This window comes from Marinobacter sp. GH_1 (assembly GCF_048595985.1).
Lineage (GTDB): Bacteria > Pseudomonadota > Gammaproteobacteria > Pseudomonadales > Oleiphilaceae > Marinobacter > Marinobacter shengliensis.
Genome location: NZ_CP184460.1, coordinates 126,679 through 143,256 on the forward strand (window position 1 = coordinate 126,679; position 16,578 = coordinate 143,256).

The window sequence follows — 16,578 nt, forward strand, 5'->3', positions numbered from 1 at the left end:
AGCCCCGCAGGCACTCTCCGGTCATGCTTCAGGCCGTTCGGCGCAGGGCCGTTTCCCGGGTGCGGAAATGGCTGGGGCTCAGACCGGTCCAACGCTTGAAGGCCCGGGTAAAGTTGGCCGCATCGGCATAGCCAAGGGCATCGGCAATCTGGCTCAGGTTCATGCCCGTGTTTTCCAGAAGTTCCTTGGCCCGCTCAAGGCGAACCTGATCCACCAGTTGCTGGAAGCTGGCCTCTTCTTCCTGGAGGCGGCGTTTCAGGGTGCGCTCGGACACAAACAGAGTAGCGGCTACCCGCGCCAGTTTTGGAGGGAACGGATGACTGGTCTCGATGACCCGTCGAACCCGGCAGGCAAAGCCGGCATCCTCCTTTAACTGCTTCAGGGCTTCCTCGCACTGCGCCCGTGAACTGGCGGCAAGCTGGTCGTCGCTGAATCGCACTGGCAGGCAAAGCTGGCTGACGGGCACGATAAGCGCGTTCTCGGTCGCGCCATACTCCACCGGCACCCCGATACGATTGCGAAAGCGGTGGAAGTGGTTGGGCTCTGGCCCGCGCCGAAGCACCCGTGTGCCGGGTACCAGGGTGCCGGTCAACTGAGCGCCCATGGTTACACAGCCAAACAGAACCGCATCCAGCACAAAACCCTGCAGTGGCCCCAGCTCGATGTCGCAGGTCACGTTATACCAGGCGTTCTGCCCGGATACCCGTTTCTGAACTTTCAGGTGGGGCGCTCGCAGCGTCAGGTAGCGGGTCATCAGCTCCAGCGCCTCTTCCAGGGTTCGGCTGCTCATGACCGCCGTTCCCAGGGCGCCGTGCAGGGGGAGCTTGAGCTCCCGGGCGAGCATGATGCCAAGGCCCGGCTCGCCACTCTCAATAATGGCGCGGGTGACAAACTCGCTGGCCTGGGCCTGGCTGACTCTTACTTCCGTTGAGTTCAGGCGAGTGGGGTCAAGACCGACCCGAAGAATGAGATCCCTTTCGTCCACTCCAATGGTATGCAGCAATTCGGCCAGGGTATGCAGGTAGATGGCCGGCATGCCCAGATCCTGTGCAGTAGAAACTGAGACGCGCATGGGTTTCCTCGTCAGCGACTGTTCTTGTTATGTAAGGGTGTTCAGTATTGCTGATTATGACCGTTTGCCCGGGCCAGCCCCATGACTTGATTGACGGGTCAATGGGCCAGAGAGGCCAATTCGGCACCTCTCCGGTCAGTCATTTCAATGGCTATGGCGCCGGATGAAGGTTTCCAGAACCTTGGCGGAACGGCCAGGATTTTCCAGCATGGGCAGGTGGCCGACGCCCCGGAATACATGCACATCGGCGTCTGGTGTGGCGGTTCTGAACCAGTTTACGCAACGGGTCGGGGTGATAACGTCTTTCTCGCCCCACTGCACCTGCAGCGGTGGTGTGCCCGGGCCGAGATACCGGGCCGGGGCAAGGGCGTCAGCGAGCATGTCGTTGAAAATGTGTCTCAGTGCTTGTCGGCGGTTCAGAAGGTCCGGGCCCAGTAATCCGGCCATGGCCAGCCCGGGTAACGTTGGTTTGCCGGTGCCCACACTGTTGAACATCCGGTAGACCCCGGCCCAGTCCTGGGGAATCAGGATGGCATCGCGATCAGACTCAAAGGGAGCGTCAATATCCACATCCGCATGTTCCGGGATACCGGCACTGTTAAGCAGTGTCAGTGACCGAGGAGGTTGCTCCAGCTTATGGGCCAGAATTGACGCAATGGCGCCTCCCATGGAGCTGCCGGCAATGTGCAGGTTGTCTGTCGCGTAGCCGGATAGCCAGTCACTCAGCCGTCGGGCCTGGCTTTCATAGCGGTAGCAGGCGTCAGCATGGTACTGGCTCTCACCCAGTCCGGGTACGTCCGGAACCAGCAGGTGCCAGTCTGCAGGGAGTCTCTGCATCCAGAAGGCCCAGTTTTCCTTCATGGCGGCAAAGCCATGTATCAACACCAGGGTTGGTCGCCCGGGTGCCGGTTTGCCACGTTCCAGAAACACCATGCGATGGCCGTCGACAATGGCTTCCTGCCGTTGTGCGCGCAGCAGCCAGCGTTGGCCGGTGCGGGCGACCGGCCATAGGTTCGGGGTCGGGACTTTCATGGATACGACAACCTCTTGATGGTAAATCCGAATTCCAGTTTACCGCCCCTGTGGTTGGGTGCTATTGCCTGCCCGCCCCGATCTGGCGTCGGTGCGGCAACCGGGTTCAAGGCGATGGCAGCCGGATATCCGTGATCACCGGGTTGTGATCCGAAGAGCGCCAAGGGCCGCTGACCGGTATCCGAGGTGGCTGGTCGTAGCCCAGGGCCCGGGGTTCATCGGCGTTGATGTTCCAGGCCTGGGCGTGGATGACATGGGGCAGCAGGCTGGCCGAAGCCAGGGCATAGTCGAGGCTGCCTTTTTCTCCCCGGTATCGGTAACTGTGGTGTGGGCAGTGGTCCTGTTGGCAGGGATGGAAGTGGTGCACCAGGCTGGTAAAGCCCTGGCGATAAAGCACCTGCACCGGGTCTTCCTGAGCGTAGCTGTTGAGGTCGCCGGTGATCAGGGTGCCGGCGAGTGTGTCCGGTGCCGGAAGTGAGCCAAGCCAGTCGAGCATGGTTTCGGTAGCCTGGCTGCGCCGATAATTGAAACAGCCCTGGCCGTCTTTCTGATCGGAATCTTTGCCGCTGGCGTTCCGACAGGACTTCGATTTCAGGTGCGTCACTACGATGCGAACAACCTGGTCGCCATGCCGGGCCTGGAACATCTGGGCCAGGGGTGGCCTGCCCATGGGCTCTGACGGCTGCCGACTGGCTTCGCCAACAGGGGTTGCCCGGTCTGTCCGGTATAACAGGGCGCTGCGAATGGCGTCGGAGCCGTCATCGCCGGGTGTCGCCACAAAACGCCACTCGGCGCCAAGTCGCGCGGCCAGTTCGGCAACGGCACTGTCTGGGCCATAGCCGTCGTTTTCAAGTTCGGTGACGGCCAGTATGTCTGGGTCCGGCAGGGTGAGAGCCGCCACCAGCCGCTGGTTCTGTTCCCGGAAGGCTGCCACGCTCTCTGCCCCCCGGGCAGTGGGAAAGCCTGCACCCTGGCCGTTACCGTTGAAGTAGTTCTCCAGGTTCAGGGTGACGATCCGCAGGTCGACGTCATCGGGCTTTCCGGGTGGTTGCGGGCGCTCGTTGCTGGCTTTGAAGACCGGTTGCCTGTCTGGCTGGACACGCCACTGGCCAAAGCGGAAATCGAGAACACCCTGCAGTTGCGAGACGGTATCGCCGGCGCGTACCGTGTTCCGCCCATCAAGCCCGCCCGGTGGCCAAGGCACGGGATCGGGATTGCGCACGGCCAGACCATCGTCCAGAAACACACGGTGTTGATGGTTGTTGCGGGCCTGCGTGACGGCTGCTGGCCCCGGTGCCAGGTATTCCGTCGGGATGACTTGATCCTCGGCGGCCAGAGTAAGCTCGCCGTAAAGGGCAAGGTTGTAGTGGTCAATAACCGTCAGCGGGGCGGCAAAGCGAACCCGCATGTTCTCAAGACTTTCCGGTGGTTGTGACCAGGGCAGTGACACCTCGATGGGCCTGGGCATCTTGCCCTCGCCGCAGACTGTCAGCTTGCCGACATCCACCAGTTCCGTCAGACCATGATATTCCTTGACGGTCCCTGTCAGTCGCAGGCGCTGGCCGGGCTTGCCCGCTGCCTGGCGTGTGTAGATGAACAGGGCTTCGGAGGTGGCCGGGTTCTGGTCCGTTTCAGCATCAGCCTGTTGCAGGTAGAAACCACCAAAACCACCTTTGTGGCGACTGTCCTGGGTGAGGATGCCTTCGACGGTGACGGTTTGCCCGGCCAGGGGCGAAGCAGGGCCGCTGCCCTGAATGGCGTGGATGGCAGTGGCCGGCGCGCCGCACGCCTCGGCCACTGCCTGCGTCGGGACGCAGAGCGTGGTAGCCAGGCCGAGGGCGGCGTTGAGCAGAAGTCTGGAAAGTGTCGTCACCGGGCCAGTCTAGCAGAGACCGGCCACCGCTTTGAGTGCCCGTTCGCGCTTGCTTCCAAAGCCAAGCTGGTCCGGGTTGGCCAGTTCCAGCTGCTGCACCAGTGGGTCCGGGTGGCTATTGTCAAAGGTAATTCCGAGCCGGGACAGGACATAGGGCGCCAACGCTGCACGGGTTTCGATGCTGAGGCAGCCCTGTTCCATACCGTAGTCGTTGGCAATGATCTGTTGTTGCGCCTCGGTCAGGCGCTGATCAGGTGCGATCTCCAGGGTGACCAGGCGTTGCCAGTCTTCATCCTGCTGCGCGGCGTGCCTGGATTTCTGCCGGAGTGCCTCCGGCTGGCCCTGAAAACGGCTCAGGGCGAAATCCCGGAATTCCCGGTTGGCATTGCACCAGGCCCGCACATGCCAGCTGTTACCCGTGCATACCAGTGAATGCGGCTCCAGCAGGCTGTCGGCGGCTTCCGGTCGGCTCAGGGACACGTAACTGGCCTTGAGTTGGCGGTGATAACGGGTAGCGTTAACCACAGCCCGCATGGTTTCCGGGGCGATGCGCCGGGACGGTTCCGGGATGACGGCATTGCCCGGCAGTCCAAGCTCCAGGTCAGAAAACGTGTCGCTCAGGCTCTGTTGCCGCGCAAGCAGGTCTTGATATTCGCTAACCTGGCCCCGTGTTACCACCGGTTTGAAACCGGCTGCCGGCACATAACCTTTCAGGTGCCGGTCGTAAACCAGGTTGCCGGGAGCCAGTTCCCGCAAGTAGGTGTTGATATCCTTTGATGCCTGCTGGCGACCAATGCCGAAACTGTGGCAGATGTGGTTGGTGGTCAGGCGTCCTTCCCACAAGGCGATGATTTCAATCAGTCGATAGCGAAGCAGTAAATCCCAGCGAATGGGCCAGTCCGTTTTCTTCATAACCAGGCGCTCACGGTCCGAGTAAGTAGCTTGATGTTTATGTTACCCGCTACGGCTATCAGGTTCTGTTACGGCCCATTAATGTAAAACATTGTCAAATACCGCGCCACTACTGGGTTCGAGGTCTCGGCAACTGCTTAGTGGAGTCGTCTGGCGATGGCTGGTTAAATACACACCAGCAGACAACCCATAACGTTGCTATCTTTTCTTTACTGTCACCCTGATGTAACCCAATACCCGGAGCCACTCATGACCCGAATGGTCACCTCCCTTTCGGCGCTGATCCTCAGCATTGTGTTGCTGGTCAGCGGCAATGCGTTTCTGATGACGCTGCTGGGTATTCGCCTGAGTATCGAAGAAGTCTCACCCAATGTCATTGGCTGGGTGTTGGTGTGCTATTCCATCGGTTTTGTCCTTGGCACCCTGTATGTCCACAAGATTATTGGCAGGGTAGGCCATATCCGCGCCTTTGCGGCATTTGCTGCTATGGCTGCCGTGGTGTCGCTGATGTATCCGATGGCGGTGTCGATGATTTTCTGGGCGGTCCTTCGGGTACTGTCTGGCTTCACCATCGCCGGTGTGTTGGTGGTGATTGAAAGCTGGTTCTCCAGCCGTGCCACTAACGCCAACCGGGGTGCGCTGTTTGCCGTTTACCAGATTGTTTTCTACTTGTCGGCCGCCGGCGGCCAGTTGATTGTCAACGTGGGTGACCCGGGCAGTTTCCTGCCGTTTTCGCTGGCGGCCATCCTGCTGACTCTCGCCCTGATTCCTCTGGCTCTCACTCGAATGGAAGCGCCGGCGATTGAGCAGGTGCACCGGATGTCGATCTTCAAACTCGGGCGGGAATCATTTTCCGGTGTCGCTGGCGCGCTGATCAGCGGCGTCATGATTGGCGGCTTCTATGCACTGGGGCCGGTATACGCCACGTTAGTGGGGCTGGACGTGGCCAGAACTTCGACCTTCATGGCCAGCGCCATCATTGCTGCCATGTTGTTGGCCTGGCCATTGGGCCGGGTGTGCGATCGATTTGACCGACGCCGGGTGATGTTCTGGGTGGCACTGATTGCTTCCGCTTCGGCCGTTGGGGTTGGCGTTTTCGGGGCGGCAAGCCTGGCGTTGCTCACCCTGCTGGTAGGACTTTTTACCGGTCTGTCGGCCACTCTGTACCCAATCGCGGTGGCCATCACCAACGACCGCATGGACAGCAACCGGATTGTCGCCGCCAGTGCCACGCTTTTGCTGAGCTACGGTATTGGCAGTGTGATCGGGCCGATCACCATGGCGGAGTTAATCAACATCATGGGGCCCTCCGGCCTGTTCTATGGCAACGCCGGCTTCCTGGTGTTGCTGGCAGTGATCACTAGCTACCGGATCAGCCACACCGACGACGTGCCGGTGGAGGAGCAGGAGCACTTTGTCCCGGCCATGCCGGAGGCGTCTCCGGTGCTTTCCGAGCTGGACCCGCGTAACACCGAGTTCCACGAATCTCCGGAAGTGGAGGAAATGCAGGAAGAGTTGCGTCAGGCTGGCTGACGCGCCTTTCGGTTTTCCCCAATTATATTTTCACCCTGATATCTGTTTTTATTTCAATGGTTAGCTTACTATTGGTGAATTTCCAATAAGGTAAGTGTTTTCTCGGTTTTCGGGGTGGCGTTTGCTTGTCCCATGCCGGATCACCATCAGGAGTGTTTAACCATGAGAGATCAATTCCCGTTTGCCGTTGCCCGGGTTACCCGCCGCTGGCGCAAGATGCTGGATGAGCGGTTGAAAGACTTGGGAGTCACGCAGGCTCGCTGGAGCACCATGGTGTATCTGCAGCAGGGTGGTGAAGGCCTTACCCAGCGCGAACTGGCCAGTCTGATGGCCATTGAAAATCCCACCCTGGTCAGGTTGCTTGATAGCCTGGAGCAGCAGGAGTTGATTGAGCGACGCCCCTGCCCGAACGATCGGCGCGCCCGCCGGTTGCATCTGACCAAGGCCGGTGCCGAGTTCATGGATGAGCTGTCCGAGCGTGCCGCTGTGTTGCGTGAAGAGATGCTGGAGGGCGTGACTGACAAGGAAATCGAATGCGCGCTCAAGGTGTTCCACAAAATTATGGATAATGCCGAGAAGCAGAAGTAACGCTTGATCGATAATTCTGTCGAGGGCCTGACCGCCCGTTACGGCGAACGCTGGCGCTGGCTGGCCGTTGCTACGGTTGTCCTTGGCACCATGGCCACGGTGCTCAGCGCCACGGTGGTGAATGTTGCGCTCCATGACATCATGATGGAGTTCGGCATTCGCCAGGGCCAGGTGCACTGGCTGGCCACCGGATTCATCGCCGCCATGACCACCACCATGCTGGCGTCCGCCTGGCTGCTGGACCGTTTTGGTGTGCGCCTGACCCTGGGTGTTGCCATGGCGGTGTTCACCGTCATATCCCTTGTCGGCGGCTTTGCCGAGTCTCCTGAACAGCTGATTGCCGCCAGAATAGGCCAGGGCGCCATGGCCGGGTTGATGCAACCCATGGGCATGTACCTGGTGTTCCGGATATTTCCGGCAGACAGGCGTGGTCAAGCCATGGGCATTTATGGCATGGGGGTGATTCTGGCACCGGCATTGGGCCCTGTGCTGGGTGGCTTTCTGGTGGACCAGTTCAACTGGCGCTATGTGATGTTTGCGCCGGCACCGGTCACCCTTCTGGGTGTCTGGATGGCCTGGCGGTTCCTGCCGCTGCCCCGCTCCCGCCCTGCGCCTTATCCCTTTGATCTGCCCGGTTTGTTACTGCTTGGGGCAACCATCGCCCTGACCCTCGATACCCTGACCCGAATGCAGGCCTGGCCAGGCCAGGAACTGCGAATCGTGATGCAATGGGCGTTGGCCCTTGGCCTTCTGTTCGCCTTTGTCTTTCGGGAACGCACGGCGAAGCATCCCCTGGTTAACCTGCTACTGTTGCGCCAACCGGTGTTTCTGTTCGCCACGCTGGGCGCCATGGCGCTTGGGCTGGCGCTGTTTGGCTCAACCTACCTGATTCCTCTGTTTGTGCAGACCACGCTGGGCTTCTCCGCGACGGAGGCGGGTCTGCTGATGCTGCCCGCCGGGGTGGTGCTGGGCATTGTTTTTCCACTGTCGGGCCGGCTGGCAGACAAGCGCAGCGCCCGCAGCCTGGTGCTGTTTGGAATCGCGGTGTTCGCCCTGTCTGCGGTCCTGTTTGCTCTGACCGGCCAGTACGCTGGGTTTGGCTGGCTGGTACTCTGGGCAGTGCTGGGCCGGATTGGGATTGGCTTTATGCTGCCGGCCCTGTCCACCGGTGCGCTGAATCCACTGCCCAAGGAACAGCTGGGCGCCGGGTCCAGCACCATCAATTTCGCCCGCCAACTCGGGGGTGCCCTGGGGGTAAATGTGGTGGCACTGACCATCGAGTTCGGTGAACACCAGGGCAGTGTGCCTACCGTGGCTGCGTTCGAGGCAGCCTGGTGGCTGGTAGCGGTGTTTGTGGCGTTGGCTGCCGTGCCGGTCTGGAAAATGCGGGTGTAAGGTGGCCAGTTGCCATTTCCGGCGGGATTCATTAGCATGTGGCCAACTTCGGGGGAGTAGCCTTCGCTTCTGGGTAACAGGAGCGGACGGTAGTCAACATACTTGGAGCTCATTCTCCATGGCTACCGTGTTCCGTGATTGATCGCGGAATTGGCAAGACCTGAGGCAGATCACCTCCACTGGGCGGAAGGTGAGCTGTCTCATGTCTGACGATTTCCGCCCTGAGGTCTCTTCGAATGGATGCGTTTCTCGCTTCAACCCTTGCCGTGGCCATTGCCGAAATTGGCGACAAAACCCAGCTCCTGTCTCTTTTCCTGGTTGCCCGATACGCAAAGCGTACCCCTATCATTCTTGGTATTCTGGTTGCGACCGTGCTCAATCACGCGCTCTCAGCGTGGCTGGGGGCCTGGGTGGCCAGCTGGATTCCGTCCCAGTGGCTGCCCTGGATTCTCGCAGTGAGCTTTGTCGCCATCGCCCTGTGGTTGCTGATACCGGATAAAGACGACAGTGCCGAATCTCGGTTTCTCGGCATGGGCGCCTTCTGGGCTACTACGGTAATGTTCTTCCTGGCGGAGATAGGTGATAAAACCCAAGTGGCTACGGTGGTCCTGGCGGCAAGGTATACGGAAACGTTATGGGTTATCATCGGCACGACGGTAGGCATGCTTCTGGCCAATATTCCGGTGATCCTGGCAGGGCGCTGGCTAATGGAGCGACTGCCGCTGGCGACGGCCAGGATCAGTGCCAGCGTATTGTTTGTGGTGCTGGCGGTGGTAACGGTCTGGACCACCCTAGTGAACTCCTGACACGGAACCGTGTCTTTCAGAGCAGAGGCCCGGAATGAATGTTTATGGGAACTGGTTGATATGTGGTTGAAAAAATGTGTCGCCGTTCTGGTGTGCCTGATGTTCCTGGCGTCAGCTGTCAATGCTGCGCAGAACCAAAAGCCGTCAGACACTGCAACGGTGGAAAACGATCGTTCGCCCCGGGTACCAACGTTCGCTCTTAACGGCGATCTGGCGGGGGAGCTGCAGGTTTTCACGACCCGCTATGAGGATACCTTTGCTGCTATTGGCCATGATGAGGCTCTGGGTTACCTGGAGTTGGTGAAGGCCAATCCGGGTGTTGACCCCTGGTTACCGGGAGACGGCACGACCATTACCCTGCCGCGTATGTATGTTCTGCCCGATGCACGCCGGGAAGGCATCGTGATTAACCTGGCCGAGTATCGGCTCTATTATTTCACCAACGATGGCGTTCAGGTGTATCCGGTGGGCATTGGGCGTGAAGAGAATCCGTCACCGCTAACCGACGCCGAGGTAACCATGCCACTGGAATCGCCTGCGTGGTATCCGCCGGCCAGTATCCGGGCATCCTATGAGGCCCGTGGAGAGTATCTGCCGCGTATGATCCCGCCCGGCCCGGATAATCCGCTTGGCACTCATGCCCTGATGTTAAGCGAGAAAGGCTATCTGATCCACGGAACCAATAAGCGTTTCGGTATCGGCTTGCCGGTCAGTGCCGGCTGTTTCCGTATGTACAACGAAGACATTTCCCGGTTTGTCTATCAGGTTCAGAAGGGCACGTCGGTCCAGATTATTCGCGAACCTGTCAAGCTTGGCTTGTCTGGCGGCGAGGTTTGGCTTGAAGTGCACCGGCCCCATGAAGATTACTCGCCCGAGGATCGCGAACAGCTATGGCGTGTAACACTGGAAAAATTGGAAGCCTTCCGCCAGCAACACCCGGACGTGGAAGTCCAGCGCCGGTCCATCGAGCTGGTGGTGGATCAGGCCGATGGCATTCCCACCATGGTCGGTGAGCGGCTGACCCGGGTGGCTTCTGATAAGGGGCAGACGGAAAGCAACCCGGAAGAGCCTGCAGAGCCGGAGCAAAAGCTGTACTTTTGACCCTGGCGCCAGGCTTTGCTGAAGTACCCGCTCCGCGACAACCAATAATAACCAAACGGCAGGAGTACTCATGAGTCGTACTATACTGATTACCGGAGCCAGTTCCGGACTGGGTGAAGGCATGGCCCGGGAGTTTGCTGCCCGGGGTGATCACCTAGCCCTGTGTGCCCGTCGTACCGAGCGGCTGGACCAGCTCCGGGCCGAGCTGGAGGGCACCTATCCGGGAGTGAAGATTAGTGTGCGGGCCCTGGATGTGAATGATCACGCACAAGTGGCCGAGGTTTTTCAGGCTTTCCGGGAGGAGTTTGGTCAGCTCGACAGGATCATCGTCAATGCCGGCATTGGCAAGGGGCAGCCGCTGGGCACCGGGCGCTTTGATGCCAACCGGCAGACCGCAGAAACCAATTTTGTTTCCGCCCTGGCCCAGATAGAAGCCGCCATGGAGATTTTCCGGGCACAGAACCATGGTCACCTGGTTGCCGTATCATCGGTAACGGCTGTTCGGGGGATGCCGGGCAACGTCACCACCTATGCGGCGACCAAGGCCGGATTGGCGGCACTTTGCGAGGGTTTGCGTGTCGAACTGAAAAAGCGCCGGTCTCCCATTCGCGTGACCACGCTCTATCCGGGGTATATCCGGACTGAGATCAACGAAAAGGTCAAGAACACACCTTTCATTGTGGACGCGAAGACCGGATGCCGGGCCATGGTCCGTGCCATTGAGTCCGGCAAGGCCGAACGTTTTGTGCCAGGTTGGCCCTGGACGCCCATTGGTTTCATACTGAGGCGACTGCCGGAGTCCGTACTGGCCCGAATATTCTGATCACTCTGCCTGGGAGATCGCCATGACGCCAAACCCGATGCAACGTCAGAACCTCCGCTTGCCCCTCTGGTCCCTGATTTTTTTCCTGGGAGGGCTGCTGGGACTGATCGGGGCTTCCTGGCAGGCAATTGCCCAGCAGGACACGCCGAGAACGGCACTGGTATTGACGGTCGAGGGTGCTATCGGCCCGGCCACAATGGATTATGTCACCCGTGGCATCAGACGGGCCGAGCAGGAGAATGCTGGCCTGGTCATTCTGGAAATGGATACGCCGGGTGGCCTGATGGATTCCATGCGGGAAATCATCAAAACCATCCTCGCCTCCGAGGTGCCGGTGGCAACCTACGTGTCACCCCAGGGCGCCCGCGCCGCCAGTGCCGGTACCTTCATCCTCTACGGCAGTCATATTGCGGCTATGGCGCCCGCCACCAACCTCGGTTCGGCAACGCCGGTTCAGATGGGCGGCCTGCCAGGCTCGCCAGAGCAAGAACCGGAGCAGCCCGCCGGGGACGACGAAGCTTCAGAGACCAGTGCCGACGACTCGGCCGCCGAACCACAGAAACGCCGGGGCGACACGGCGATGGAGCGTAAGGTTCTGGAGGATGCCGTCAGTTATATCCGTGGCTTGGCCGAGCGCCATGGTCGGAATGCCGACTGGGCGGAAGAGGCCGTCCGCGAAGCCGTCAACCTCGGCGCAACCGAGGCGCTGGAACTGAATGTTATCGATGTCGTGGCGCCTAACCTCCGCGAATTGCTGGAGGCCATTGATGGTCGCACCGTGCAGATGGCCACCGGCGAGCGGGAGCTGGTCACGGCGGACCTGGAACTGGTCCGTTCAGAACCGGATTGGCGAACCCGGTTACTGTCGGTGATCACCGATCCGAACGTCGCCTATTTCCTGATGATCATCGGTTTCTACGGCATTATCTTTGAACTGTCGAATCCCGGTGCCGTGTTCCCCGGGGTGATCGGTGCTATCTGTCTGATACTCGCGTTGTTTGCATTTCAGGTGTTGTCGGTGAATTACGCCGGCCTTGCCTTGATTCTGTTGGGGCTGGCGTTCATCGTGGGGGAAGCCTTCATGCCTAGTTTCGGCATTCTTGGTGTCGGTGGCATAGTCGCCTTTGTCACGGGATCGGTGATTCTGATGGATGGCAGCCACTCGGATATCTCATTGCCCACCGTTGGCGGCACGGCTGTTGTGGCGGGCGGGTTTATTCTCTGGACGGTTACCCGCTTCATCGGTTTGCGACGCCGTACGCCGGTCAGTGGCAGCGAACACATGGCTGAGGAAAAAGGCGTGGCACTGGACGACTTTGAATCTTCTTATGACGGCTACAAGGGCCATGTCCGAGTCAGTGGGGAGCGTTGGAATGCCCGTTGTCCGCATCAGATCACCAAGGGCACGCAGGTGCAGGTAAACGGTATGGAGGGGCTGACCCTTCTGGTTGAAGCCAGGCCTGATTCTGATCAAGGTCATTGAACGAGCAATTCGTACTAACCAACGGCAAATCAAGGAGGCCGTATGAACCTGGGTGACATTATTCCCTATATTGCACCGACTGTGGTGCTGCTTCTGATTCTCGGTTCCGCCATCAAGATCCTGCCGGAATACGAGCGCGGTGTGGTGTTTTTCCTGGGCCGCTTTCAGGGTGTCAAAGGCCCCGGCCTGATCATCGTCATCCCCGGAATTCAGCAAATTGTCCGGGTGGATCTGCGGGTGATCACCCTGGATGTCCCAAGCCAGGATGTTATTTCCAAAGACAACGTGACGGTCAGAGTAAATGCAGTGCTGTACTTCCGCGTGGTTGACCCCGAGAAGGCGATTATCCGGGTCGAAGACTATGGCGCTGCTACCAGCCAGTTGGCGCAAACAACCTTGCGCTCTGTGCTCGGCAAACACGATCTCGATGAAATGCTGTCTGAGCGAGACAAGCTGAATTCGGATATTCAGGAAATCATTGATTCCCAGACCGAGGATTGGGGTATCAAGGTGGCCAATGTGGAAATCAAACACGTTGACCTGAATGAGTCGATGATTCGTGCGATTGCCCGGCAGGCTGAGGCTGAGCGGGAACGTCGTGCGAAGGTCATCCACGCAGAGGGCGAATTGCAGGCTTCCAAAAAGCTGGTCGAGGCCGCAGAGGTGATGTCTGTGAATTCCGGTGCCATGCAGTTGCGTTATCTGCAGACCCTGTCAGACATGAGCAACAACAACTCCTCCACGATTGTGTTCCCGCTACCGATGGACATGATGAAAACCTTTATGCAAAACCAGCAACAGAAGGCTTCCGGCAACCCGGAGGGGTAAGACAAAACATTTTGAGCGAGCACAAAAAAGGCCGGTTGAACCGGCCTTTTTTGCTAAACGGCAGCCTTACTTCTGGCTGGCACGCTCGAGCATGCGCTTGGCGCGCTCGTTCGCTTCGTCAGCGGACTTCTGAGCAGCACGGGCAGCAGCCAGGGCTTCTTCAGCAGTCTGCTGAGCAGTGCGAGCGGAGCTTGCAGCGCTGTTAGCAGTGTTCAGAGCGTTGTTAGCAGTTTGCTCGGCGGAGCTTGCAGTCGCATTGGCCTCGTCGATAGCGCCCTGCTCAGTGGTGGCACAGCCTGCAGTCAGAGCAGCGGCCATTGCAAACCCGGCGATCGTCAGTTTACGCATGGTAAATCCCCTTATTGGTCGTTTTATTTCCTGTGATCCAGAAGTCATTAAGACGACTTCCTGTCAGCTAAGCCCGATAGGCGTTGACTACCGGAGTCGTCAAACAGTGTAAAACACTCAGAGACAAAATGTTAACTAAGGATACGTAAATTTTCTTAGGCTATGACAACAACTTAATACTCCCGTCATGAACGGGGTGGGTTCTGCGGTCAGGGAAGAATCCGAATGGGGGTGCCGTTATCGACCAGTGCCCAGATCTCATCCATCTCTTCATTGGTGACCGCAATACAGCCTTCGGTCCAGTCCAGGCCGGTATACGCGAAGGCAAGGTCGCCCGCTTCGTTGGGCAGTCCGTGGATCATGATGCTGCCGCCGGGATTAAGCCCCCAGGCTTCGGCCAGCTCCCGGTCACGGGCGTTCGGGTAGGATATATGGATGGACTTGTAGAAATCGCTGTTCGCGTTGCGCCAATCGAGAATGTAATCCCCTTCTGGCGTTCGCTTGTCACCCTCATACAGCTTGTGTCCTACCGGATTGCCTCCCAGTGAAATCCGATAGCTGCGCACCTTGTGCTCACCGCTCAACAGATAAAGCCTGCGCTCACTTTTGCGCACCAGAACCTTGGTGATGTTCAGGTGCTCTTCCAGCGTTGGTTCGCTGCCAGGCATGGCCATGCGTGTATCAGCCCGGGCCAGCAACTCCGAGCTACTGGCCAGGGCAGGCAATACGACAAGCATTAGTGATAGAAAAACTCTGAAGATCATGATGCTGGCACAGGTCGCTGGATGGTTAAACTTTGTTCACGTGTGTTTATAACATAGCCAGCAAGGGGATTGATAAGGGGTTTTGTTACGGTTTTTGGTTTTCCTGCACAAACCGGACGGGCGTCACGCATCCATTTTCAGGCCAACCTTGGTTACCCGGTCGGCTTCGGTGGCCCGGGCCACGAGCGTTACTGGCCCCAATATGACGGTGTCGCCAACAACTGGATGCCCCTTGGTGCGTTTGGCGAAACACTCGGCCAGCGACAACTCGGGAGGCAACTCGTCGAACTCGATACCATAGACCTGTTCCACATCGCCGAGCAGGGCATCTCCGTTCAGCACGAAGTCGCCGAAGAAGGCTCGCTCTGCCAGGTGTTTCGGAGCTTGCCGCCCGCTCAATGCCTTGCCGAGATCGGGTAGAACCGACGGCGTGGCGAACATGGCCAACATATCGCCGGCGGTCACTTCGAGGTCCTTTGTGGGCTGAAGGCACTTACGGTCGCGAAACACCCCGGCCACGGCGGTGTTTTCCGGCAGGCGCAGCTGGCCAAGGGCTCTGGGCTTGTCCCAACCCTTGCCCCGGAGTGGAAACAGCATCAGCTCGTGGTCGCCAGCGGCGGGCGCATCCAGTGGTAGCCGCCGGTAGGGATCTTCGCCGGCGGGAACTTCAAGCCGCAACTTGCGGGCGAGAGGTGCCATGGTGGTGCCCTGCACAATCAGCGACACCAGAACGATAAAGAACGCCGCGTGGAAAACCAGTTGCGCATCTGGCAGGTCGGCAATGATCGGGAACAGCGCCAAAACAATGGGCACCGCGCCTCGCAGGCCCACCCAGCTGATAAAGCCCAGCTCCCGCCGGTTGAAGCCGAATGGCCAGAGCGTGATCAGCACGGTTAATGGCCGAATAACAAAGATAAGCGCCAGAGCCAGCACCAAACCGGCGCCTGCCAGGGGGATCAGGTCTGATGGGCTCACCAGCAGGCCGAGCATCAGGAACAGACAGAGCTGTGCCAGCCAGGCCATGCCGTCGTGCACCTGAAGAATCATCGGCATCATCCGGACATGACGGTTTCCAATGACCACACCGCACAGGTAAATGGCGAGGAATCCGCTGCCTCCGACAGCGTTGGTGGCAGAAAACACCGAAATGCCGGCCGCACCCACCAGCAGGGGGTACAGCGCGGGGGTCAGGCGCATCCGATTGGCCAGTTCCACCACCAGAAAGCCACCCAGAACGCCGGCTGCGGCGCCGATGCCGAACTGTTGTACCAGCATGATCAGGCCCGAGAGAATGGACCCCTGCTCATGTTGGCCAATCAAGGTCACCAGCATCAGGGTGAGGAAAATGGCCATCGGGTCGTTACTGCCAGACTCGATCTCAAGGGTGGCACTGACCCGCTCGTTCAGGTGCAGGCCCCGGCCCTGCAGCAGAGAGAAGACCGCGGCCGCATCGGTTGAGGAAATAATGGCCCCGATCAACAACGCCATCATCCAATGCAAATCGAATACCCACCATGCCACGATGGCCGCGCCACCCGCGGTCAGGGCAACGCCAAGGGTGGCAAGTACCAGGGCTGGCCGCAGACCTACCCTGAAGGTCTCTACCCGGGTGCGCATTCCGCCATCCAGCAGGATAACGGCCAGTGAAAGATTGGCGATAAGAAAAGCCAGCTCAAAGTTATTGAACTGGATGCCGCCCGGTCCATCCTCGCCCATCATCATGCCAACAGCCAGAAAAACCAGCAGCACCGGCATGCCGACCCTGCTTGAAAGCGGGCTGAGAACGATGCTGAACACAAGCATCAAGGCGCCAATCAGAGTAAACGTGGGATCCATCAGACTCCTGACCAAAGGGACTTGCCCGGACGCTGGTCCGGGCCTATATTGCTGTGGCAATCATTATGCAGGCGGGCGTAGCTCAATGGTAGAGCAGAGGCTTCCCAAGCCTACGACGTGGGTTCGATTCCCATCGCCCGCTCCAAGACACTATCTCTGCATAGTCTGCAATTTTCCACCCCCA

The 16,578-nt window shown here is 59.2% G+C and carries 15 protein-coding genes, 1 tRNA gene and 1 riboswitch; of the genes, 9 read left to right on the forward strand and 7 right to left on the reverse strand.

Translation table 11 applies throughout. The features are described 5' to 3' along the window. Positions 1 to 28 precede the first annotated feature (28 nt). The 4 genes from ACNSOI_RS00550 to ACNSOI_RS00565 all read right to left on the reverse strand — a co-directional run bounded on the left by ACNSOI_RS00550 (position 29) and on the right by ACNSOI_RS00565 (position 4,889). A complete protein-coding gene (locus tag ACNSOI_RS00550) occupies positions 29 to 1,072 on the reverse strand; it encodes an AraC family transcriptional regulator (RefSeq protein ID WP_061331343.1) in 1,044 nt (347 codons plus the stop codon). Between the two features lie 144 nt (positions 1,073 to 1,216). After that, on the reverse strand, positions 1,217 to 2,104 hold the full coding sequence (locus ACNSOI_RS00555; protein ID WP_106694182.1) for an alpha/beta fold hydrolase: 888 nt from the start codon (positions 2,102 to 2,104) through the stop codon (positions 1,217 to 1,219). Between the two features lie 106 nt (positions 2,105 to 2,210). Continuing rightward, complete coding sequence (locus ACNSOI_RS00560; protein WP_420194898.1) at positions 2,211 to 3,977, reverse strand: ExeM/NucH family extracellular endonuclease; 1,767 nt, start codon at positions 3,975 to 3,977, stop codon at positions 2,211 to 2,213. Positions 3,978 to 3,986: 9 nt separating this feature from the next. Beyond that, positions 3,987 to 4,889 carry a WYL domain-containing protein gene (locus ACNSOI_RS00565; RefSeq protein WP_106694183.1) on the reverse strand — a complete coding sequence of 301 codons (903 nt, stop codon included), beginning with the start codon at positions 4,887 to 4,889 and terminating at the stop codon, positions 3,987 to 3,989. A gap of 249 nt (positions 4,890 to 5,138) precedes the next feature. On the opposite strand from ACNSOI_RS00565, the gene ACNSOI_RS00570 reads away from it, so the two are divergent. From ACNSOI_RS00570 to ACNSOI_RS00605, 8 genes are all read left to right on the forward strand, one after another. Further along, a complete protein-coding gene (locus tag ACNSOI_RS00570) occupies positions 5,139 to 6,422 on the forward strand; it encodes an MFS transporter (protein WP_061331339.1) in 1,284 nt (427 codons plus the stop codon). Positions 6,423 to 6,584: 162 nt separating this feature from the next. Then, positions 6,585 to 7,010, forward strand: a complete 426-nt coding sequence (locus ACNSOI_RS00575; RefSeq protein ID WP_058092884.1) for a MarR family transcriptional regulator — start codon at positions 6,585 to 6,587, stop codon at positions 7,008 to 7,010. A gap of 3 nt (positions 7,011 to 7,013) precedes the next feature. Continuing rightward, the gene (locus ACNSOI_RS00580; RefSeq protein WP_061331338.1) at positions 7,014 to 8,405 is read left to right on the forward strand and encodes a DHA2 family efflux MFS transporter permease subunit; all 1,392 of its coding nucleotides are present in this window, start codon (positions 7,014 to 7,016) and stop codon (positions 8,403 to 8,405) included. Positions 8,406 to 8,451: 46 nt separating this feature from the next. Then, positions 8,452 to 8,556: riboswitch (yybP-ykoY riboswitch) on the forward strand. 85 nt (positions 8,557 to 8,641) lie between these two features. Continuing rightward, a complete protein-coding gene (locus ACNSOI_RS00585) occupies positions 8,642 to 9,211 on the forward strand; it encodes a TMEM165/GDT1 family protein (RefSeq protein ID WP_072675785.1) in 570 nt (189 codons plus the stop codon). A gap of 60 nt (positions 9,212 to 9,271) precedes the next feature. Beyond that, the gene (locus ACNSOI_RS00590) at positions 9,272 to 10,312 is read left to right on the forward strand and encodes a L,D-transpeptidase family protein (RefSeq protein WP_374787089.1); all 1,041 of its coding nucleotides are present in this window, start codon (positions 9,272 to 9,274) and stop codon (positions 10,310 to 10,312) included. 70 nt (positions 10,313 to 10,382) lie between these two features. Beyond that, the gene (locus ACNSOI_RS00595) at positions 10,383 to 11,135 is read left to right on the forward strand and encodes an SDR family oxidoreductase (protein WP_286922532.1); all 753 of its coding nucleotides are present in this window, start codon (positions 10,383 to 10,385) and stop codon (positions 11,133 to 11,135) included. Positions 11,136 to 11,157: 22 nt separating this feature from the next. Beyond that, entirely contained in the window at positions 11,158 to 12,618 is a 1,461-nt protein-coding gene (locus tag ACNSOI_RS00600) for an NfeD family protein (protein WP_061331334.1), read from the forward strand. A 42-nt stretch (positions 12,619 to 12,660) separates the two neighbouring features. Next, positions 12,661 to 13,446 carry a slipin family protein gene (locus ACNSOI_RS00605; RefSeq protein WP_106694188.1) on the forward strand — a complete coding sequence of 262 codons (786 nt, stop codon included), beginning with the start codon at positions 12,661 to 12,663 and terminating at the stop codon, positions 13,444 to 13,446. A gap of 66 nt (positions 13,447 to 13,512) precedes the next feature. On the opposite strand, the gene ACNSOI_RS00610 is transcribed toward ACNSOI_RS00605, so the two are convergent. The 3 genes from ACNSOI_RS00610 to ACNSOI_RS00620 all read right to left on the reverse strand — a co-directional run bounded on the left by ACNSOI_RS00610 (position 13,513) and on the right by ACNSOI_RS00620 (position 16,394). Beyond that, entirely contained in the window at positions 13,513 to 13,794 is a 282-nt protein-coding gene (locus ACNSOI_RS00610) for an Lpp/OprI family alanine-zipper lipoprotein (protein ID WP_061331332.1), read from the reverse strand. Between the two features lie 209 nt (positions 13,795 to 14,003). Continuing rightward, a complete protein-coding gene (locus ACNSOI_RS00615) occupies positions 14,004 to 14,558 on the reverse strand; it encodes a L,D-transpeptidase family protein (protein WP_286252946.1) in 555 nt (184 codons plus the stop codon). Between the two features lie 123 nt (positions 14,559 to 14,681). Beyond that, on the reverse strand, positions 14,682 to 16,394 hold the full coding sequence (locus ACNSOI_RS00620) for a potassium/proton antiporter (RefSeq protein ID WP_061331330.1): 1,713 nt from the start codon (positions 16,392 to 16,394) through the stop codon (positions 14,682 to 14,684). 71 nt (positions 16,395 to 16,465) lie between these two features. Here ACNSOI_RS00620 and ACNSOI_RS00625 point away from each other — a divergent pair. Further along, positions 16,466 to 16,539 (forward strand) — tRNA-Gly (locus ACNSOI_RS00625). Positions 16,540 to 16,578: the final 39 nt, after the last annotated feature.

What these genes read in the sequence shown, in the direction of transcription:
- ACNSOI_RS00585 (WP_072675785.1), top strand. Translation starts at nt 8,642, where the DNA reads ATGGATGCGTTTCTCGCTTCAACCCTTGCCGTGGCCATTGCCGAAATT.
- ACNSOI_RS00555 (WP_106694182.1), bottom strand. Translation starts at nt 2,104, where the DNA reads ATGAAAGTCCCGACCCCGAACCTATGGCCGGTCGCCCGCACCGGCCAA.
- ACNSOI_RS00595 (WP_286922532.1), top strand. Translation starts at nt 10,383, where the DNA reads ATGAGTCGTACTATACTGATTACCGGAGCCAGTTCCGGACTGGGTGAA.
- ACNSOI_RS00610 (WP_061331332.1), bottom strand. Translation starts at nt 13,794, where the DNA reads ATGCGTAAACTGACGATCGCCGGGTTTGCAATGGCCGCTGCTCTGACT.
- ACNSOI_RS00605 (WP_106694188.1), top strand. Translation starts at nt 12,661, where the DNA reads ATGAACCTGGGTGACATTATTCCCTATATTGCACCGACTGTGGTGCTG.
- ACNSOI_RS00575 (WP_058092884.1), top strand. Translation starts at nt 6,585, where the DNA reads ATGAGAGATCAATTCCCGTTTGCCGTTGCCCGGGTTACCCGCCGCTGG.
- ACNSOI_RS00550 (WP_061331343.1), bottom strand. Translation starts at nt 1,072, where the DNA reads ATGCGCGTCTCAGTTTCTACTGCACAGGATCTGGGCATGCCGGCCATC.
- ACNSOI_RS00565 (WP_106694183.1), bottom strand. Translation starts at nt 4,889, where the DNA reads ATGAAGAAAACGGACTGGCCCATTCGCTGGGATTTACTGCTTCGCTAT.
- ACNSOI_RS00590 (WP_374787089.1), top strand. Translation starts at nt 9,272, where the DNA reads ATGTGGTTGAAAAAATGTGTCGCCGTTCTGGTGTGCCTGATGTTCCTG.
- ACNSOI_RS00615 (WP_286252946.1), bottom strand. Translation starts at nt 14,558, where the DNA reads ATGATCTTCAGAGTTTTTCTATCACTAATGCTTGTCGTATTGCCTGCC.
- ACNSOI_RS00600 (WP_061331334.1), top strand. Translation starts at nt 11,158, where the DNA reads ATGACGCCAAACCCGATGCAACGTCAGAACCTCCGCTTGCCCCTCTGG.
- ACNSOI_RS00620 (WP_061331330.1), bottom strand. Translation starts at nt 16,394, where the DNA reads ATGGATCCCACGTTTACTCTGATTGGCGCCTTGATGCTTGTGTTCAGC.
- ACNSOI_RS00570 (WP_061331339.1), top strand. Translation starts at nt 5,139, where the DNA reads ATGACCCGAATGGTCACCTCCCTTTCGGCGCTGATCCTCAGCATTGTG.